16 protein-coding genes and 2 pseudogenes are annotated in these 20,400 nt (G+C 60.6%); 8 read left to right on the top strand and 10 right to left on the bottom strand.

Going from position 1 to position 20,400, the window contains the following annotated elements:
• Positions 1–24 precede the first annotated feature (24 nt).
• A complete protein-coding gene (locus X771_RS159545; protein ID WP_023686875.1) occupies positions 25–1,119 on the top strand; it encodes a LacI family DNA-binding transcriptional regulator in 1,095 nt (364 codons plus the stop codon).
• Between the two features lie 177 nt (positions 1,120–1,296).
• Here the strand turns inward: X771_RS159545 and X771_RS159550 are convergent, their stop codons facing one another.
• The 8 genes from X771_RS159550 to X771_RS159585 form a co-directional block, all read right to left on the bottom strand.
• The gene (locus tag X771_RS159550) at positions 1,297–2,715 is read right to left on the bottom strand and encodes an FAD-binding oxidoreductase (RefSeq protein ID WP_023686874.1); all 1,419 of its coding nucleotides are present in this window, start codon (positions 2,713–2,715) and stop codon (positions 1,297–1,299) included.
• Positions 2,712–3,575: a PfkB family carbohydrate kinase gene (locus X771_RS159555; RefSeq protein ID WP_023686873.1), complete on the bottom strand. Its 864-nt coding sequence runs from the start codon at positions 3,573–3,575 to the stop codon at positions 2,712–2,714. The genes X771_RS159550 and X771_RS159555 overlap by 4 nt, the downstream gene beginning before the upstream one ends.
• Positions 3,572–4,426, bottom strand: a complete 855-nt coding sequence (locus X771_RS159560; RefSeq protein ID WP_023686872.1) for a sugar phosphate isomerase/epimerase family protein — start codon at positions 4,424–4,426, stop codon at positions 3,572–3,574. The genes X771_RS159555 and X771_RS159560 overlap by 4 nt, the downstream gene beginning before the upstream one ends.
• A gap of 21 nt (positions 4,427–4,447) precedes the next feature.
• Positions 4,448–5,308 (bottom strand): carbohydrate ABC transporter permease, encoded by an 861-nt coding sequence (locus X771_RS159565; protein ID WP_023686871.1) that lies wholly within the window; start codon positions 5,306–5,308, stop codon positions 4,448–4,450.
• Positions 5,305–6,264 (bottom strand): sugar ABC transporter permease, encoded by a 960-nt coding sequence (locus X771_RS159570; protein WP_023682778.1) that lies wholly within the window; start codon positions 6,262–6,264, stop codon positions 5,305–5,307. The genes X771_RS159565 and X771_RS159570 overlap by 4 nt, the downstream gene beginning before the upstream one ends.
• 11 nt (positions 6,265–6,275) lie before the next feature.
• The gene (locus X771_RS159575) at positions 6,276–7,598 is read right to left on the bottom strand and encodes an extracellular solute-binding protein (protein ID WP_023686870.1); all 1,323 of its coding nucleotides are present in this window, start codon (positions 7,596–7,598) and stop codon (positions 6,276–6,278) included.
• A gap of 28 nt (positions 7,599–7,626) precedes the next feature.
• Positions 7,627–8,640, bottom strand: a complete 1,014-nt coding sequence (locus tag X771_RS159580; RefSeq protein ID WP_023686869.1) for an SIS domain-containing protein — start codon at positions 8,638–8,640, stop codon at positions 7,627–7,629.
• A 173-nt stretch (positions 8,641–8,813) separates the two neighbouring features.
• On the bottom strand, positions 8,814–9,836 hold the full coding sequence (locus X771_RS159585; RefSeq protein WP_023686868.1) for a LacI family DNA-binding transcriptional regulator: 1,023 nt from the start codon (positions 9,834–9,836) through the stop codon (positions 8,814–8,816).
• 1,012 nt (positions 9,837–10,848) lie between these two features.
• Between X771_RS159585 and X771_RS159590 the strand changes: the two genes are divergently transcribed.
• From X771_RS159590 to X771_RS159610, 6 genes and pseudogenes are all read left to right on the top strand, one after another.
• Positions 10,849–11,928, top strand: coding sequence for a substrate-binding domain-containing protein (locus X771_RS159590; RefSeq protein WP_023686867.1), 1,080 nt, complete (start codon positions 10,849–10,851; stop codon positions 11,926–11,928).
• A gap of 363 nt (positions 11,929–12,291) precedes the next feature.
• The gene (locus X771_RS159595; protein WP_023686866.1) at positions 12,292–13,284 is read left to right on the top strand and encodes a substrate-binding domain-containing protein; all 993 of its coding nucleotides are present in this window, start codon (positions 12,292–12,294) and stop codon (positions 13,282–13,284) included.
• Positions 13,285–13,364: 80 nt separating this feature from the next.
• Positions 13,365–14,905: pseudogene (locus tag X771_RS01000000164710) on the top strand (sugar ABC transporter ATP-binding protein).
• Positions 14,898–15,905, top strand: a complete 1,008-nt coding sequence (locus X771_RS159600) for an ABC transporter permease (protein WP_023686865.1) — start codon at positions 14,898–14,900, stop codon at positions 15,903–15,905. The pseudogene X771_RS01000000164710 and the gene X771_RS159600 overlap by 8 nt, the downstream one beginning before the upstream one ends.
• Entirely contained in the window at positions 15,902–16,927 is a 1,026-nt protein-coding gene (locus X771_RS159605; RefSeq protein WP_023667740.1) for an ABC transporter permease, read from the top strand. Before X771_RS159600 ends, X771_RS159605 begins: the two co-directional genes overlap by 4 nt.
• Positions 16,924–17,775 (top strand): sugar phosphate isomerase/epimerase family protein, encoded by an 852-nt coding sequence (locus tag X771_RS159610; protein WP_023686864.1) that lies wholly within the window; start codon positions 16,924–16,926, stop codon positions 17,773–17,775. Before X771_RS159605 ends, X771_RS159610 begins: the two co-directional genes overlap by 4 nt.
• Before the next feature lie 256 nt (positions 17,776–18,031).
• Here X771_RS159610 and X771_RS1000000166365 read toward each other — a convergent pair.
• Positions 18,032–18,246 (bottom strand): annotated as a pseudogene (locus tag X771_RS1000000166365) (alcohol dehydrogenase catalytic domain-containing protein); the annotation flags it as partial.
• A 76-nt stretch (positions 18,247–18,322) separates the two neighbouring features.
• On the opposite strand from X771_RS1000000166365, the gene X771_RS159615 reads away from it, so the two are divergent.
• Positions 18,323–19,273, top strand: coding sequence for a helix-turn-helix domain-containing protein (locus X771_RS159615; protein WP_023686862.1), 951 nt, complete (start codon positions 18,323–18,325; stop codon positions 19,271–19,273).
• Between the two features lie 139 nt (positions 19,274–19,412).
• On the opposite strand, the gene X771_RS159620 is transcribed toward X771_RS159615, so the two are convergent.
• Complete coding sequence (locus tag X771_RS159620; RefSeq protein ID WP_023686861.1) at positions 19,413–20,399, bottom strand: branched-chain amino acid ABC transporter permease; 987 nt, start codon at positions 20,397–20,399, stop codon at positions 19,413–19,415.
• Position 20,400 lies beyond the last annotated feature (1 nt).

Genomic DNA, 20,400 nt, shown 5'->3' with positions numbered 1-20,400 from the left:
AACAACTCTTGTAGTCGTCATCCGATGAAAAGAACCGCCCCCAAGACCCCGTCGATAACGGTCAGCGACGTCGCCCGCGCGGCCAATGTTTCGAAAGCGACAGCCGCGCGCGTGCTCGGCGGATACGGCGTCGTCAGCGACATGATCCGCGCGGAAGTCATGGCCGCGGCCAAGGCCTTGGACTATCGTGCGAACGAGCTCGCCCGCAGCATGACGACCGGCCGCTCCGGCATCATCGGCGTGGTTGTCGGCGACATCGAGAACCCGTTCTTCAGCCTCGCGGTACGCGGCATCAGCGACGCGGCAAAGGCAGCCGGGTTCAACGTCATCCTGGCCAATTCCGGCGAGAAGATCGAGGCGGAAAAGGCGGCCGTGAAACTGCTCATCGGCAAGCGCGTCGACGGGCTGATCGTCACGCCGTCGGAATCGCGCGACATCGCGCACCTGCGCGATATCCACCGTTCGGGCCGACCGCTTGCCCTGCTGGATAGGGCGCTGGCAGATCTGGATGTCGATACGGTCACGACCGACGATCGCGGCATCGCCATGCTGGCGACCCGCTTTCTAGCCGATGCCGGCCACCGCAACATCGCCTATGTGACCGCGGTCGACGCCGAAGGGCACGAGTACCGCGATCTCGGGCAGATCTACACCTCGTCGGTCCGTGAGCGCATCGACGGTTTCCTCACCGTGTGCCGAGAGGCCGGACTTGATCGGCCAGAACGCTTTGTTCGCCTTGGCGCGACAAGCCCCACCGAAACGCGCAGGGTTGCCGGCGAGATGCTGTCGGCGCCGGATCGGCCGACGGCGATCCTCGCCTCCGACAGCGTCATTGCGCTGGAGATCTTCAAGGTGACCCGCGAGCGCGGCCTGCGGGTTCCCGACGACATTTCGCTCATCACTTTCCATGATGCGGACTGGACGAGCGTCACCACGCCGCCCATCACCGTTATCGACCAGCCCGTCTACGCGCTTGGCAAGAGCGTCGCGGAATTGCTCATCCGGCGATTGAAGGGAGATTCCCGCCCGGCGGAAAAGCTCGTTTTGCCGACCGCCATCATTGCACGCGGATCCGTTGGCCCGCCCTTGAATGGAAAGCCGCAAGTGCGCCAAGCATAGGTGTGACGGCGGTACGGCCCACATGAATACGTTAGAACAAGGTCGACGCACTCCGCTTTAAGAATGTACGTCGATCAACCCAGCAAGCACCCTGATCGCAATGCCGCGTCCACCGTCATCGGGACGGCACGTGCCGGCTCATGGTTTGAAGAGCGTGACGATGAGCCAGATGCCCGGCTACTTCTTGGGCCTGCCTGGCTTCAGGGCTGCCAGAAGATTGGTGATCCTGCCCGCCTTTCGGTTGCGGATCTCGGCCTCGTTCTTGCGGCGGACCGCGGCGCGGACAAGCCTGGCGCCGAGATAACGCAAAGGCTCGGGCGGCAGCGACATGCGCCGCTCGATGCCGACCAGACCACTTTCGCTCCAGCGATCCTTTCGCTCGAGCACCAGGCTCGCCAGAATGCGTCCGGCTATCGGCGTCTGCGCGATGCCGGTGCCGTTAAATCCCATGCCGTAGAAGATATTGGGATGATCGCGCAGGTGGTCGAAGACAGGAACGTGTTCAGGCACGCAGTCGATCGGCCCCGACCAGTCATATTCGATCGCCACACCGCGCAGCGAGGGGTAGACCCGATGCAGCTCTCGCATATTGTCGCGACCGTGCTCCGGGCTGCGGTTGAAGCTGGCGCCGAAATTTCCACTGAAGGCGACGTTGCCGCTGCCACGACCGAAGACCACCCTGCCCCCGATGGTGCGCTGGTAGTAGAGCACCTGGGCCTGGGAATCGCAGATCGAGGCACCGTCGCGCCAACCGATGCTGTCGAGCAGTTCGGGAACGGCGGCAGTGGCAATCACCTCGCTGCCGACGACATAAAGATGTCGCCGCAGTTCCGGCAGCGCGGAAAGCCAGGCGTTGGCGGCAAGCACGATTTTGTCAGCCCGTACCGCGCCATGCGCCGTGCGCACCGTGCATGTCATGCCGGGTTCGATGGCGAGGACCGGGCTGCGCTCATGGATGATGACGCCGCGTGCCAGTGCCAGCTTGCGCAATCCGATGGCAAGTTTGGCGGGATGGACCGTGCCGGCAGTGGTCTCGACGACGCCGACATAGGAGGCCGATGAACCGGTGCGGCGTTGAATGTCCTCGGCTTTCAGCGGGCTGAAACGGTTTTCTCCAACAACCGCCGTCAAGGCCACGGCGGTCTCCCAGGCGCCTTCCTGCGCAATGGAGCTTGCTGTCCACAACCATCCGTCCAGCCTCAGGTCCATGTCTATGGTGCCGTTTTGCTGCAGCGTCTTCAGCTCCGCGATCGATGCCACCGTGTCGGCGCACAGCAGGCGCGCTTCCTCGAGACCGACGACCGCACTGATCTGGTCGATTTCGGCGAACCATGAATGGACCTGACCGCCGTTGCGCCCCGAGGCCCCCGATCCGCACAGATCGGCTTCAAGGATCACCACCCGTGTTTGCGGCGCAAGTTCAAGGATCCGCAGCGCCGTCCACAGACCGGTATAGCCGCCACCGACGATCACCACGTCGGCGCGCTCGTCGCCTCGCAATGGCTCGGTCGCAGGGGCGGCGGCAATGTCCTGCAGCCAAAACGACCGGTCAGATGCAAGCGCGACCGCAGGCTGCCGCAAACGAATTGTACTCACGCTTGGGCTCCCTGCGCATCGACAATGAAGCTGGCATATTTGGCTGGCAGCCAATCGGGTATCGGACGCGGTCTCTGGGGAAACCCGCCAAGATGGGTGCAGGTCTGCGCCGCCGCGATCGACGCCCTGTGCAATGCCTCCAGGGCGCCGAGGCCGCCGAAATGGAAGCCGGCGAGGAAAGTGGCAATGAAACTGTCGCCGGCGCCACACGTATCCACGACATCGACAAGCGTCGCCGGCGCATGCACGACATTCGTGCCATCGTCGAAGTAGGAGCCGCGTCGACCACAGGTCAAAACTACCTGCCTTGCGCCGGCCGCCCTGAGCGCGCCCAGCGATGGCTCGATGGGAACATCGACATCGTCCGGTCCGGACGCAAACAAAAGCGGGACACCGTCGAGCGGCAGCGCCATATGGGCGGTCGATAGATCGATGCTGAACGGCACATGGTCCGTCACCAATCGTTGAACAAGGTGCTTGTTGGCGTTGGTGCCGAGATGCACCCAGTCAGCCGCGGCGATGACCGCATAATGCGCGGGCGCCGGCATGTAGTTTTCGCCCACACCGAAGGATTCGTGCAGGAACTTCCGGTCGCCGGATTCATCGCGCAGCAAGGTGACGGCCGTATCGCCGGGACGCCGTTCGACGTCGTCCGGAGATAGGCCGGCACCTTGCAGTTCGGCAAGCACCACGTCGCCTTCGGGATCGTTCCCGACGGCGCCGAAATAGCGCGCGGACCAGCCGTTGCGCCGCCATTGCGCCGCGACATTCAAGGCATTGCCGCCCACCGTCATCAAGTTGTTGGTCAAATAGGCATCAAGGCAATTGTCCCCGACCGCGATAAGCTTTTTCGACCTCATGCCGGCACCGTTGCGCGATCGATATACGGCGCGATGGCGCCAAGGCAGCGTGTCCAGGCTTTTACCGGATCGAGCGCGTAGGAGCCGTTGCCGAACGGCTCGAAGGTGAACTTACCGGCATAGCCGAGGCGCGCGAGTTCGCTGACATAGTGGTCGAGCGGCAGCGTGCCCTCCCCCCACACCAGATGCCCGCCTGGCGTGCCGTCGACCAGATGAACATGCGCCAGCCGCGAGCCGAACAGGTCGACATAGCCGGCCACGGTGTCGCCGGCCGTGGCCATGGCGACAGTGTCGAGCACGATATCGATATTGCCGGCGCCCACCTCATCCAGCATTTGGCGCAGGCCTGCCGCATTATTGACGAGGTTGCTCTCGAACCGCTGCAACGGCTCGAGCAGGCAGCGCACCCCGTTTGCGGCGGCGCGCCGGGCGATCTCGCCGATCGAACCGACCGCGCGGTCCCATGCCGGTTGCCGGGGTTCGCTCTCGTAGCCCCGGCCGGGCGTCAGGAAGAGATAGCGGGCGCCAAGCGCCGCGCAGATGTCGGCTGCACGCCAAAACCGCTCGATGCTGTCCTGGCGCAGTGCGGCGTCGCCGGAGGCAATGTTGATTGGATACAACACCTGCTCAGGCGTAAAGCACCAGGCCGACAGCTCGTTGTCGGCGAGTACCCGGCGAACGGATTCGACACGTGCGTCCGTGGCGTGGAACAGGTCCAGATGCTGGGCAATCCCCCACAGCTCGATCTCGCGCAGGCCAAAGCCTCGGATCGTCCTGGCGACCTCATCGAAGGGGAAGTGCTGGAAGCTGAAATTGGCTCCGATCAGCTGATGAGCAGCGAGCTGCGGCATGAAGGCTCCTTTCGGGAATTGTTATTTGCCGATGCCTTCGGCCAAGCCACGGATGAAGTAGCGTTGCGCGCCAAAGAACACGATCACGATAGGCAGCGCCGAGATCGTCATGGCCGCGAACACCACGGCATAGTTGGTCCCGTGGGTTGCCATGATCGACGTCAGTCCGACCGGCAGCGTCTGCACATCCGAGCCGCTCGTGAAGATCATGGCGAAGAGATATTCGTTCCAGGCGAACAGGACGTGCAGGATGACGCAGGAAATGATGATCGGCCGGCACAGCGGCAAGGTGATGCGCCAGAAGATCTGACCCTCGCTGGCGCCATCCATCGTCGCCGCCTCGTCGATGTCTTCAGGCAGATCCAGCATGTAGGCGCGGATGAGGAAGGTGGTGAACGGCACACGGAACGCCGTGTAGAGAATGATCAGCGCCCAGTAGGTGTTGTAGAGACCGAGCGCCTGCAACATCTTCACCAGTGGAATGATCGCCACCGTGGGGCTCAGCATCAAGCCGCCCAGAACGATGGCGATAACCAGCGGCTTTGCCGGCATCTTGGTGCGGGTCAGGCCGAAAGCCGTCCAGGCGCTGATCAGCACGGTGCATATGGCCGAAGCGACGGTCACCAGCACCGAGACTGTCACGTAGCCACGCACGCCCTGGTTCCACGCTTGCACGTAATTGTTCCACGACCAATGGGTGGGCAGGGCGAAGGGATCGCCGAAGATCTGCGCATTGTCCTTGAAGCCGCTCAGCGCCATCCAGATCAGCGGATAGATGACGACGACACCAAGGCAGACCAGGAATGAATAGAGCAACGTCCTGGCGATGACCGACCACACATTGACGTGCCGGCTGCGACCGGCTGCGACCATCGCACTCATAGCTGCACCCGGCGGCGCTTGGTGTACCAGAGCTGTGCCGCACCTGTGAGCATGGTCAACATGAAGATGACGGCGGCGATCGCCGCGCCATAGCCGAAATTGTCCTCGATGAAGGCCTTCTGGTAGAGCCACGTGCCCAGCACCTGGCTGCTGTTGTTGGGCCCGCCTGCGGTCATCACCATGACCTCGTTGAACACCTGGAACGCGCCCGTGATGGTGACGATGATCATCAACCCCGTCATTTCCCGGGTCAGCGGAAAGGTGATGCTCCACAGGCGGCGAAGAGGACCCGCGCCGTCGATCGTTGCGGCATCGTAGAGGTCGCGCGGGATCTTCTGGATGGCGATGGCGAACAGCAGCGTCGAATAGCCAAAACCCTGCCATTGGCTCATGGCGATGATGGCATAGATGGCGGTGTGCTCATTGCCGAGCCAAGGCATGACGAGCTGGCTCAGTCCAACACGGCTGAGCGCGGCATCCAGCAAGCCGATCTGCGGCTGGTAGATGAAATAAAACAGCAGGCCGGTCACCGTGATCGAGATTGCCGACGGCACGAAATAGACGGCGCGCCACAGCCGGCGCCAGCTTTCGCTTTTCAGGTCCTCGATAATGGCCGCCAGCAGGAACGCGCCGAAGACCTGGAAGATGACGGAGATGAGAGCGTAGAGGCAGTTGTTCCACAGCGCCAGCAGCACGACCGGGTCATGCAGCAGCCGGTCGTAGTTGGCGAGGCCGACATTGGTGACCTCGCCGGTGTAGATGTCCTGGTCGGTGGTGCTGACGATGAAATTGTCGACGATCGGATAATAGACGAACCAGCCGATGAGGATGAGCGCGATCGCCGCCCATCGCAACGACAACAGGTTGGCGAAGCAGGCCCGCCGGCTCTTTGGCCGTTGCGGCCTGGCGACGCCGATGTCGGCGCCGCTGTCCACTGTGTCCGAGGCCCTTGCCATGCTCGCCTGCTTTATTTGGCCGCGGATGCGGCTTTGCGCACCTCGTCCATCACTTGCTCGGGCGTCATCGAGCCGCCCGCCAGCGCCTGCAGGCTGGACAGCCAGACGGCGGCGACGCGCGGTGGGTTGGCCGTATCCAGCCAGGGCATGAGGTATGAGGCGGCGTTGATATCCTTGAGGCCATCGACCACAGCCGCGCTCATGTTCGATTCCGAGGCGCCGCCGATGGTGGCGCTCGGCTGGCCATAGGGTGGCGCAGACAAGACCTGCGCATTTTCCTTCGAGGTCACGAACTTCATGAAATCGATCGCCAGCGGGATGTTCTTCGATGCCGCATTGATCATGTAGCCCTCCGGCGCGCCCTCGATCGACTTGGCGTCACCCTTGGCGCCGGCGGGCACCGGCAGCCGGAAGAATCCGAAATCGGCGGGCTTTAACGCCGACTCCGGCGTGGCGGCCTGATCGAACTCGATGATTTCCTGGTAGTACATGGCCGACTGGGCGTTGGTGAAGGCCTGGAGAGCCGAGGCATAGGATGTGCCGTTGACGCCGGCGCCATCGGTGCAGCGCTCGACAAGCTGGCTGAACTGCTTGAGTGCTGCGACATAGCCTGGATCGCTGTATTGGGCGGTGGCCGGATCGAAGTCGCGTTCCAGCGTTGCCTGCGGCACGTTGTAGGCGAGCAGCTGGCCTGCAAAGTGGATCGCCGGCCAAGCCTCCTTGTTGCCGAAGGAGATCGGTGTCACGCCGGATTTGCGGATGGCGTCGCAGCTGGTCAGCAAGTCCTCGAAAGTGGCGGGTGCCTTGAGGCTGAGCTTGGCGAAGATCTGCTTGTTGTAGCCCATGAACTTGGCATCCTGGTAAAGCGGAATGCCATAGAACTTGCCGTTGTACTGGAACGCCTTGACGGCGGCTGGAGACAGCGACTTGCCCCACTCGGTATCGGCAGCAATGACGGGCGTGAGATCAACGGCGCGATTGCCGCGCACGAAATTGCCACCCCAGCTGCCTGTCCAGGAGAAATAGATATCGGGCAGCGAGTTGGAAGCGACCAGCGTCTTGGTCTTGCCCTTCACGCTGTCGTCGCTCTCCTGGATAAGTTCGACCTTCACATCCGGATGGAGCTTCTCATAGGCCTGTGCCAGGTTGACGAAATAGGGCGACAGCTGTTGCAGCCCGAACTTGGTCAGGACCGAAAGCGTGCCGGTGTATTCCACCTTGGCGTTTGGGTCGGCCGTGACAGCCGGCGAAGCGGCGGAACTGCCGCTTATCGACAACCCCAATGATGATACCGCGGCCACCGTGACCGCCACGACTTGCAGCGAACGTTTCATGGATAGCTCCTTCAGAGGTAAGAGGGGATCAATATTCCACGCGTTTGTAGTAGCGACGGGTGGTCAGCGGGTGGTTGCGCAGCACCTCGAGATGGGCGCTCAGCCGCTCGAGCAAGGTGGCGAGCAGAACCGGCGAGATCATGCCGCGGACCTTTGCGGAGATGCCCGGCAACTTGACCGAGGCCGCGTCCAGCGTGCGAACGCGGTCCGTGTAGCGCCTGGCGAAGTTCTCGACCCGGTCGGCCAGGGGCCGAAGGGCATCTTCGCCCTTGAACACGAAAACGCTGACGCCCGGCTCGACCAACTCGAGCGTACCGTGGAAGAAGTCGGCGGCGTGCACCGGGCGGGTGCGAATCCACTGCATCTCTTCGAGGATGCACATGCCGTAATAGTGTGCCTCCGGCCACACCGAGCCGGCGCCGGTGAAGATGTGATAGGTATCGTCCTTGATTGTCTGGGCCAGTTCGGCCGCCCTGTCCTCAAAGGCAGCCTTGGCGTCGGCAAGCAGATCCGGCAGCAGTTTGAGTTCGGCGACAGTGCCATCAAAATCATCATATTCGCCGCGCTCTTCCAGCAGGGCCAGGACGATCAGCAGCGTCTGCAGGTAGAAGGATTCCGACGAGGTGTCGTCTTCGGCGAAGTTCGTGAAATTGTGGTCAGCCTCCCGTGCGATTGGCGTATCCGAATGGCCGGTGAGCGAAATCGTGCGCACACCACGTTTTTTCAGAAAGGCCATGAGCTCGACGCCTTCCTTGGTCGTGCCCGACAAGGACGGGATGACCACCACGGCCTTGCTGTCGAGACCGGCGGGCGGATCGATCACGACCTGCGCCGGATAGGCACCGCTCACCGGGAAGGTAGAACAGCGCTGCGCCAACTCGATCGCGGGCAAGGTTAGAAGCTGCACGCCGCCGGTGCCCATGAAAAACAGCCGCTCGACGCCATCTGCCAGCAGTGTGCGCATGAGTGAGCGAACCTCACCTGCGACGGCGACGGCCCCGCTTTGGATCTTCACGAAGCGGTCCCTATCGAAGTTCAGCATGACGTTTTCCTTGTATTTCGCATGTGACAGGCCTCTAGCCCGCCTTAGGCGTCGGTGGGCCGTCTAGCTCGTTTTTCCGATGTGAGATCGATCTCACAAGCAATAATGGGCACGCAATTTCGCCAATGGCAAGTCCTTTAGACGAAATTCTCCGAAATCGAGGGGTTTGCTCTTTAGCGCACAGCGCGCCGGGCAACCGATCCGCGTACGATCAAGCGGGTCTGAAATCGGGTACGGCGCGGTGCAACCTTTTTGCCGGCAAGCCGCTCCAGCAGATATCTGGCGGCGAGCGGTCCGATCTCGGAGATGGGTTGCGCCACGACCGTTATCTGCGGATCGGTGAACGTGGCGAGGTTGAAGTCATCGAAGCCAACCACCGACACATCATGCGGAATCGAGAGCCCCATTGAACGCAGGCCAAGAAGCGCGCCTTGCGTCATGAGGCTGTCCACCGTGAACAGTGCGGTCGGGCGATTGCGCCGGCTGAACAGGCGGATCGTGGCTTCGATGGCGTGCTCGACGGTCGAGCGCGATACGCCGATGAGCGCTTCATCGATTGCGATCCCATGCGAGTGGAGCGAGTTTTGGTAGCCAGCCAAGCGTTCCTGTGCCGTAAAGATGCGTGACTCGTCGCGCAAAAGACCGATCCGGTGGTGACCGTTGCCAACTAGATAGTCCACTGCCTCGCGTGCCCCGCCCTCGTTGTCGACGACGACGCTGTCGCATTGCAGGTCCTTTACCACGCGGTCGATGAGCACGATCGGTGCGCCTTCGCGGGCCAGTTGCACAATATGCTGGCTGTCGGTTGCAGACGTTGGGGCAAGGATGAAGCCGCGAATGCTGAGCGAGCGAAGGCTCTCAAGCAGTTCTTTCTCCTGTTCTACATTCTCCTCGCTGCTGGCAATCAGAAGATTGTGGCGGTGCTTGCGCAGTTCCACCTCTATGTCGTGCGCGATTCGGGCGAAGAACGGATTCTGGATATCGCCGGGCACGAAGCCTATGATCGGCAATTGTCCGCTGCGCAGCGCCTGCGCGACGAGGTTGGCCCGATAGCCCAGCCTTTCGGCTGCCTCAACCACGCGGAGCGCCGTCTCGTCGCCAACGTAACCATAGCTGTTGAGCGCCCGGGCGGCCGTGGCGCGCGACACCTTAGCCGCTGCGGCAACGTCCTTTAGTGTGATTCCTTTCTGGGCCACAGGTAACCGTCCTTCTTGGATCTGAACATTGCGTCAGATCATTCTCGGCTCGTCTTGCCGGCATCGTTGTGCGGCATATCGGACGATTCTCAAACTGCGAACATAGCTTTCGCAACTCCTTGCCACCTAATCGAGATACGCGCGCTGTTTGGCTATCTGGAAATTTGATCCACGAATGCACCTACATGTTGTGCAGTCAGTTCATTGCCTTGCACTGCCAGCATACGGCAATGAGTTCACGCCATGGTCCAGGCGGCCTCCCTGGCATCGATCATAACACCGATGGAGACGACTAGCCTTGCCGCCAAACTCGTCCAGCGATTGGAGGCGAGCTTTCAAAAAGGCCGAGCCAGACGCTCAAGGCCCGCTGCACGGAGAGCCACAGGCTGGGAGACTCTGAGCAAATCGGGAATCTGAGTCGCTTGCTCTGAACCGTCGGCATCATGCTGCTAACCGGTTTTGATCCTTCGGGGCTCCGCATTGGCAATAGCGACGAAAATGCTGTCGAGCAGACCCTTGTCGCGGAAGGAACTTGCCAAGCAAGGGCACCTCGGCCAAGTACGCAAACAACGCCCGGAGACGAGGCGCATCCGGCAGCACCCTTTTGGGGCCAGATAGAGACTCAGAAACCCAAAGCTTTCATCTTCCCGCTATTGAAACGGAGGACTCGATCGTGACGCGTGCGCCCGACCATCGCCAACGGTGGGCTCCAAACTGATCGAAACTTCTCGTCGACCTTTGCAAGGTGATTGATCATCGGGGAGACCAAAGCCGAAACACTGGGGTTGGTGTCTCCAGTGACGCTGAACGAAGCTTCAGGGAAAATCCCAAATCTGCCGATTTCCCTGGCGCTGTCATTGCAACGATCGAGACAATCAGGGAGACCGGACCGGAGGCACGAGACGCCGCGTCCTTCCGTGGGGTCGCTCCTCCAAACCGTTTGACGCAATTTAGAGATGTTGCCTTGACCCCGCACTAGCGTCTACTGCATCTCCCAGCGGGAGCGTCACCAATGGCGAGAAAGTCTGTCCGACGCAAGTCAACGATTTATGATATCGCGGTGGCGGCAAAGTCGTCCCCGACCGCCGTCAGTCTCGTCCTCAATGGCTCGTGGCAACAGCACCGGATCAAGGCGGAAACCGCAGCGACCATCCTCGATTGGGCTGAGCGGCTTGGCTATGCTGTCAACCTCAAGGCACGAGGATTGCGGCTTTCCCGATCCGGACTCGCTGGAATGATCTTGCCACATTACCGCAATCGCTTCTTCGCCGGATTGGCCGAAGCCTTTGAAGCGGAATCCCGCGTCCACCGCTTGTGCCCGATCGTCGTCAGCACCCATCGCAATCCTGATAACGAGTTGAGTGTGACGGAAACCCTGCTGGCTCAGCAGGTGGAATTTCTCTTCCTTGCGGGCGTTCGTGACCCCGATCCGCTGAATGATCTGTGCCGGGCAGCGGGCGTCCGGTGCATCAACATCGATCTGCCAGGCCGCCGGGCTCCCTCAGTTGTTTCTGACAACTACGGGGGCGCCAAGGCGCTCACAGAGATCATTGTTAAGAAATTGAAAGAACGAGGGGGCTCCACCGAAGATCTCTTCTTCTTTGGCGGGGTCAGCGATGATGACGCAACACGTAGCCGTTTGCTGGGTTTTCACGATGCGCTGGCAGCGCATGGGATTGTTACGGGCCCGGGCACGATTGACTGCTGCGGATACGCACCGACCAACGCTGCTCGGTCTCTCGCTGCACGATACGCTCAGCTTGGGCATCTGCCCTCAGGTATGTTCGTCAACGGCGTGACCGCTCTTGAAGGAACATTGCGGTTCACTTCGACACTAGCCTCAAGTGAGCTTGGACGGGTTGTTGTCGGAAGCTTCGACTGGGATCCATTCGCGGCGCATTTGCCCTTCGATGTGACCATGGTCCGACAGAATGTCGAGGTGATGATTGCTGAAGGATTTTCGCTTCTCGAGAATTATTCGATAGACCACTTTCCGCTGGTGACCGTACCGACCAGCTTTGGGCGAACCGGAGAGCATGACGGCGCCCAAGAAGATTGGGATTCGGCATCCAAATCGAGCATCGACCACTAGCAATTCTTTGTCACGAGACATCGTTGCAGAAGTTCAACTCCGTTCATCAGCACCTCGGATCTGGGTAGCACCGCCTCCACCCAAGGCTCGCGGGCGATCGCATGTCGTTCTACGGGTGCAGCCTGAGTGCGAAGGGCGGATCGTTTACATCAATCGAGAAATGTTTTTAGACGCTGGTGGCGTGACCGCCTTGCTAAATCTATTTAGCACCTGGACCGGCCGGCATTCAAAGTCTTTTATGGCGCGTTCTGGGAGGAATGCGGCGCCGAGTGCGTCAATGCCGTCGGGCACAAAGGGGTGAGCCAAACAAAGCCGACATGGGCAATAGGCAACTGAAAAACTCGTCAATCAGGGAGGAATTAAATGTTAGCAAAAACTATACTCGCGGCAGCGTTCGGCGCAGCCCTTTCGGTCGCCACAATGAATGCTGCGCTGGCAAAGGACGTCAAGGTTGGAGTTGTCGTGAAGATCGGCGGCATTCCCTGGTTCAATGCGATGGAAACGGGAATAAAGGAAAAGTCGAAAGAGCTTGGCGACGACGGCTTCATGGTCGGGCCGACCAGCGCCGACCCGGCACTTCAGGTCCGCGCGATCGAAGACCTGATAGCTCAGGGCGTCAGCGTAATTGGGGTCGTGCCGAATGATGCAAACGTTCTCGAGCCAGTTCTAAAAAAGGCGCGCGAAACGGGCATCAAGGTCATAACCCATGAATCGCCAGACCAGGTGAACGCTGATTGGGACTTCGAAATGGTCTCGGCCGTTGGTTTCGGTGAGGCCCATGCTAAGCTATTTGCCGAGAAAATGGGCGGCAAAGGCAAGTACGTGGTGTACGTAGGTTCTCTTACTGTGCCCGCACACAATGCCTGGGCCGATGCTGCAATCGCCTACCTGAAGAAGAACTTTCCCGACATGCAGATGGTTGGCGACAGATATGGCGTCGCCGAGAGCGCCGATGACAGCCGAAAGACGGCTCTGGATGTGCTTGCCGCCAATCCTGACCTCGGCGGCTTCCTGACGTTCGGCAGTCAGGGACCGATCGGCGCCGGACGCGCGATCGAGGAGCAGAAGCTTGGTGACAAGGTGGTTCTTGTCGGTTCATTCTCGCCTAGCCAAGGCAGCGCAATGCTCAAATCCGGCATTATTGACGGCGGCTATATGTGGAATCCTCTGGAAGCGGGCAAAGTATTCGTAACGATGGCTGATTTTCTGGCGGGCGGCGGTGAAATCACCGACGGCATGACGATCGAAGGTCTGGGTGTCGTTCACCCTGACTTCAAAACCGGCACCATCATCGTGGACGCTGTGCAGCCTATCACGGTCGAAACGGTCGATGGTCTTGCAGCCCTAGGGCTTTAGATGGCGGACCATGGCTGGCGTGCCGGGGTGGCAAATCAATCCCGGCACGCCCCATCCTTGTCATTTCAGAAGGGCCCGCCGTGAACCTCGTCGCGTCTACGACGCAGGACCTCCCATCGGTTCTGTCGTTTAGCAACATAAGCGTCACATTTGGTGGCGTTAGAGCCCTCCAGGATGTCGCCTTCGAGGTTCTCCCGGGTGAAGTGCAATGCATCGCCGGTGAGAACGGCAGCGGCAAGAGCACCCTGATCAAGGTAATCACCGGCGTTTGTCAGCCGCTAGCCGGCGCAAACATGTCGATCGCAGGAAAGTCTGTCGACATCATGTCGCCGGCTGCGGCGCGCAGCGCCGGGGTGGAAGTCATCTGGCAGGACCTCGCACTGTTTCCTGAAATGACAGTCGCGGAAAATATCGGGATCAGAACTGTCCTCGGCAACATGCCTCGGCTCGTCGATCATTCGCGCATTCGCGAGGTGGCGCGAGGGCTGTTGGTGCGGCTTGGCGCCGACCTCGATGTCGACGCGCCTCTGCGTAGCTTTGCAATCGCCCAACGTCAGATCGTCGCCATCGCCCGGGCGCTCGCCGGCGATGCGAAGGTTATTTTCATGGACGAGCCCACATCGTCGCTTACTCAATCGGAAACAGACCGGTTGCTCGCGATCGTTCGAACACTCTCGAATGAAGGCATGGCCATCGTCTTCGTCAGCCATCGCCTTGCGGAAGTTCTGGAGATCTCAAGTCGCGTCACCGTTCTGCGCGACGGTAAGGTCGTTGGGGTGTTCCCGACCGCCGGAATGACCCAATCACGCCTCACCGAACTGATGACCGGCAAGACGTTCGACCAAACCGTGAGCACGAGAAACCTTAGTGGATCACCCGTCGTGTTGAAGATCGATCGATTGACCCGCGCAGGCGACTATGACGACGTTTCGCTGACAATACGGCGAGGTGAAACGCTTGGCTTGACCGGGCTACTCGGCGCCGGTCGCACAGAACTCGCGCTTTCTATTTTCGGCATGCTGCGCCCAGACCGCGGCAGCATCGCACTCAACGGGACGGTTCTTCATCTGAACTCCAACCGCGACGCAATCCGCGCGGGTATTGGATATCTCTCCGAAGACCGCTTGTCCCTTGGTCTCATACAAGCTCAGTCCATCGCCGACAACGCCGTTATCCCGGTGCTCGACAAGATCCTTGATCGAGGGCTGATCTCCTCGGAGAAGATCGAGGGCTGATCTCCTCGGAGAAGAAGGATGCGCTCGTCAATCATTGGATCGAGGAATTGGCGATAAAAATCGGGCGGCATACGGATGCGATTTCCACACTCTCGGGCGGCAACCAGCAAAGGGTGGCCATCGCCAAATGGCTGGCGGTCGGCCTGAAACTGATCATTCTTGATTCGCCAACCGTGGGGGTGGACGTTGGCGCGCGGGCCGGCATCTTCGAGATTGTCGCCAAGCTCGCTGCCGAAGGCCTGGCGATTCTGCTGATATCCGATGAAGTGCCGGAGGTCTATTTCAACGCCGATCGCATCCTCCATATGGCCGCGGGCAAGATAGTCGCCGAATACGACCCGCACGCCATCTCGCTCGGCGACCTGGAAGCTGCCGTCTATGCGTAACCGCGGCAAGCTCTTCCGGGCTCATCCCACCGAGACATGGCTCGTTGTGGTTCTTCTCATCATGAGCGCAGGTCTCTCCGTTGCGAGCGACAAATTCTTCACCATTGCCAATCTCTTCAACCTGCTCAACACAAGCTCGACAAATCTGATCTTCGCGGTTGGGCTGCTGGTGGTGTTGATCGCTGGGGGCATCGACATCTCCTTCGCTGTGGCCGCGTCAGTGGTTCAATACGTCGTGGCGCTGGCTCTAGCCCAAATGGGAGGTGGTGATTGGTTCATCGGCCTCACCTTGGCGGCAATTGTCGGGATCGCCCTGGGTGCGGTGAACGCCGGCCTCATCTACTATTTCCAGATCATTTCAATCGTTGTCACCATCGCCACCTTCAATATTTTTTTCGGCCTGCTGATGTTCTTCACGCACGGTGTATCGATCTACAATCTGCCTGCATGGTGGACGCATCGCACTGTGATTTTCGAGTTCCAACAGGCGAATGGCAATTGGGCCGAGCTAACCCTGCCGGTTGCGATCATGGCGGTCTGCGTCGCCGCCACGTGGGGGCTTATCCGGTTCACCACCACGGGACGGCAGCTATACGCTTTTGGCGATAACCCGGAGGGCGCCCGTCGCCTCGGTATCAACATCGCGGCGATGCACTTCATTGCCTTCGGCTGGCTTGGTTTGATGGCCGGGATCGCGGGACTTGTGCAGGTGCACTATTCCCAGGAAGTCGTGCCCAACGCATTGGTGGGGCGCGAGCTGGACGTGCTGGCGGCTGTAGTGCTTGGCGGTGCCAGACTGGGTGGCGGGCGCGGCACCGTGCTCGGTTGCATCCTTGGCGTGTTTCTTGTGTCGGTGACGCAAAACGGGCTGAACCTCCTCGGCATCTCTCCCTATGCTTTCAAGATGATCGTCGGGGCGATCATCTTGATTGCCATCACGCTGTCCAACGCGCCGCTCGGGCATATCCTCGCGGGCTTGCGGCAGAGGCTGGGTACATGACGCAGCGCGTGCTCGAAACTGGAGCGCTACGGCACGGATTCTTGCGCCGTCTTGCCGGCACGTTGGGCGCCGAGAATATCGGGCTTTTGCTGGCATTGATTTTGGTGATTGCATTCTTCGGGTCCCTCTCGCCGCGGTTCCTGTCCAAAGCTACTTTTGAATCGGTGGCCTTCCAGTTGCCTGAACTTGGACTGCTTACGCTTGCGATGTTGATGCCGATCATCTCGGGCGGCATCAATCTCGCCGTGACGTTCACGGCCAATCTCTGTGGCCTCACGCTCGCCTGGGTTCTTCAGGCCAACGGAGGACCGGACGCAAGCATCTATGCCTTTCTACTCGGTTCCGTTCTTGCGGTCGGCGTTGGCACGGCAAGCGGCTTGGTCATGGGCCCGGTGATAGCCTATACCGGCGCGCACCCTATCCTCGTTTCGCTCTCGGTGATGATTTTCCTGCGCGGCCTTGGCGAGTTTCTGACCCGCGGCGCCGACATTTCGGGCTTTCCCGAATTCATCCAGCCCCTGGGCCACGGCAGCATCGTCGGCATTCCTGTCCCGCTGCTGATACTGCTCGGCGCAGTCATCGTCTGGCATGTCTTGATGACCCGAACCAGGCTTGGTTTTTCAAACTATATGGTCGGCTCCAACATCGAGGCGACGCGCTATTCCGGCATCTCGACGCGACGCGTGATCATTCTGATCTACGCGCTGTCTGGCGCCATGTGTGCGTTGGCCGGCATTATCATGATGGCACGATTCAATTCCGTCCGTGTCGGCCATGGCGAGTCCTATGTGCTGATTACGGTGCTTGCCTGCTTCTTGGGCGGGGTGAATCCGTTTGGCGGCTTCGGCAAGGTCGTTTCGGTCTTCCTAGCCCTCATCGTTTTGCAGTTGCTTTCTTCGGGACTGAATCTCTTGGGCGCCAGCCAGCACCTGGCCACAGCCATTTGGGGCATCATGCTGATCGGCGTCATGATCTTGCGATGGGCTGCCGGGCAGCTCAATTTCATGAGGATAACACGATGAAGGGTTTTGGCGTTCATACGAGCATGTGGACGAGTGGTTGGTCCGTAGAGGGCGCCGAGCACACTGTAGCGGCGGTGAAAAAATACGATCTCGATTTCATTGAAATTTCGCTGGCCGATCCATTTTCTTGCGATGCCGATCACACCCGCAAGCTGCTGGCGGCAAATGGCATGCAGGCGGTGTGCTCGCTAGGGTTGCCCGAACATGCTTGGGCATCGCGCCACCCACAGGAGGCGATTGACTTTCTCAAGGTGGCTATCGACAAGACGGCCGACATCGGAGCCCAGGCGCTGTGCGGCGTAATCTATGGCGGCATCGGCGAGCGTACTGGCGTGCCACCTACCCAGGACGAACTTGATAACATTGCGAAAGTGATGACGTCCGCCGCCGCGCAAGCCAAGTCTCGCGGCGTCGAACTCGGTGTCGAAGCCGTGAACCGTTACGAGAACCACATCATCAACACCGCGGCTCAGGCGGTGGCACTAATCGAGAGAGTCGGCGCCGACAATATGTTCGTGCACCTTGATACCTATCACATGAACATAGAGGAGAAAGGTATGGGCAACGGTATTATCGTCGCCCGCGATTACCTCAAATATATCCACCTCTCCGAGTCTGATCGCGGCACCCCGGGCGAGGGCAATTGCAATTGGGATGAGACGTTCGCGACGCTGGCCGCGATCGGCTTCAAGGGCGGGCTCGCGATGGAGAGCTTCATCAACATGGATCCGCGTCTGGCGTTTGGCCTCAGCGTGTGGCGTCCGGTGGCCGAGAGTGAAGCGGTTGTGATGGGCAACGGTCTGCCGTTCTTGCGCAACAAGGCACGGCAGTACGGGCTGATCGCATAAGTTACATCACCATGCGAGATCAAACTCGGCACATCATGAGCCGACTGCATCGACATTGCGGCGACTGCCTTCGAAGCAGGAGCCGCTCGAGAGGCAATATTGCGGCCTTTTAGATCCCGGCCTTCGGCTGCCCCCCGGGCGCAAGCAGCCAACCGGTCGGCGATCGCAACTGCCGCGAACATCTATTTCACCGGCTCGGGCATCGCAGCCCTACCTTCGGCGGCCGCGAGCCGGCTTCGACCCGCTCACCGAACTCGATGGCGACGCCCTCACCGACCGCGGTCACGGTGCCCGAGAGTTCATGCCCCATGATGCGCGGATAGGCCAGGTAGGGAGCTTGCCTTCAAAAATATGGTAGTCGGTCCCACAGAGTCCGACATGGCTGATGCTGACCAGCGCCCATCCGGCTCCCGGCTGGCCGGGCGGCGCGGCGTGGAGCACCTCCGCCGTTGCGGCAAAGATGCTTATCATGTTAAGGATGGCGCGGCGCTGCCGCAGCGTCACAATCCCGCGACAAGACGGGAACAGTGAGAATGTGGAGGAGACTATGACCGCCCACCACGTGAGCGTCGCCGATGGCGAGGCTTTCCTATCCGCGTCGCGGATGCTGTTCGGCCCGATCACCCAGCGTTTCTCGCGCGGCGAAGCGCCGTCGCTGCCGAAGCTCGTGTCCGTGCATCTCGGCTCCTGCCGGCTCTCCGAGATCAAGGCCAAGTCGCATCTCGTCGTCAGCGACCGCACCTTCTGGCGTAGCTTCGATCCCGATGCGATCAAGATCCTGATGCAGCTCAGCGGCCGCAGCCGATTCGAGCAGAAGGAGGTCGCGGTCGATCTCGGCCCACGCGCTGCGATCATCTATGATCCAATGCGCAGCTATTCGCTGCAAAACCTGTCGGATGTCGACCAACTCATCCTGCAGGTGCCGCGCTCGACTTTCGGCGACGGGACGTTGACGCGTCTCTCGGCGCCGGTGCCGTTGCCTGGCAACGACGATAGCCTCACCCATATCGTTTCCGGTCTGATGCAGATGGCGATCGGCACCGCGCACAAGCTCGACGAGGCCAATTGCCGCCGTGTCGGAGAAAGCCTTATACAACTCGTCAACGGACTCATCCAGGCAAGGCCGACGGCACCGGAGTTCCGCCGCTCGCCGCTGGAAGCGCTGCGTGAACGCATCGTCGCCTATATCGACGCCAACTTGGCGCGTTCAAACCTGTCGGCCGAGGACATAGCCCGCCACATGGGCTGCTCCCGCCGCTATCTGCACCGCGCCTTCGAAGGCGAAGGCACCACACTGGAGCGATTCGTGTGGGATAGGCGGCTGGAGCGCAGCAAGGAGGAGCTGCTGTCGCCCGCCCGCGCCTCAGCCTCCATCTCGGAAGTCGCGTTTGCCTGCGGGTTCAATTCTAGCGCACATTTTTCGCGGGCGTTCAGAAGCAAGTATGATGTTACGCCGAGAGACTTGCGGGAGCGAGTGCGAATGGTGGTGGTGCATTAGGAAGGTGCTGCTAGCCGTACCTTTATCGGACACAGCAAATTGTTTTGCACCCACATACGGGCACATTCTATCTCACCTTCTCGAGGACTCTCACTCCCGACCTGCAGCGCTTACGTCTCAATAGGGCTATACTCAGGCCTCAAGCCGTCCGCGCCCGGCCCGCAAAACTTCGCATCAGCCCCTTCGGCAAGAACAGCATCGCCAAGATGATGGTCAGACCCGAAATCACCGGGTGGTAATCCGGCACCACTATGCGCGCCAGGTCGAACACCGCGTACATGACGAAGGCACCGAGGATCGGGCCGAGCACCGTGCCGGTGCCGCCGACCACCGTCATCATCAGCGGCAAAAGCATCCAGTCAAGGTCAAAGACGGAGTCCGGGCCGACATGGAAGATGTAGTAGGTGTACAGGCTGCCGGCGACGCCGGCGATAAAGGCGCTGCCAGCAAAGGCGGCGACCTTGACCCTTAGCGTGTCAATGCCGTTGGCCGATGCCGCCATCTCGTCGTCGCGAACGGCGACTAGCGCCAGGCCGTAGCGCGAGCGCATCAGCAAGCGGATGGCAAGCGCCGTGCCCACCATCAGGCCGAGCCCGACCAGATAGTGCGGCAAGAGCGTATCGAAGGTGCCGGCGGGCGCCACGACGCCGAAGGCGCCGCCGGTGAAATCACCGCCATTGATGAACATCACCTTGACGATCTCGCCGAAGCCGAGCGTGCCGAGCGCGAAATAGTCGCCGCGCAGCTTTGACAGCAACGGCAGGCCGATGATGATGGCGGCGACGGCCGCGACCAGTCCGCCCAGCATCATCGTCGCCGGGTCGAAATAGTAGATCCGCGGATAAGCGTCATAGAACGAGCCCCAGAGATAATTGCCGCTCCACAGGATGGCGGTGGTGTAGGCGCCGAGCCCGAAGAAGGCATGGTTACCGAGGCTGATCTGGCCGCCGAAGCCGGCAACGAGGTTCCAGCCTTGCGCCATGGTGGCGTAGATGAAAACGAAGAACAGGAGCGAAAAGGCATAAGAATCGATCGCGCCGGGCACGAGCGGCACCAGCGCGAGGGCTGCGACCACAGCAATTGCGATCCCAATCCAGAATTGTTTCGGCAAGGCTTTCTTGATCATG

It is taken from the genome of Mesorhizobium sp. LSJC269B00, assembly GCF_000502815.1.
Classification (GTDB): domain Bacteria; phylum Pseudomonadota; class Alphaproteobacteria; order Rhizobiales; family Rhizobiaceae; genus Mesorhizobium.
Note: the sequence above shows the minus strand (reverse complement) of the source record. Positions and strands in the feature narration are given on the sequence as shown.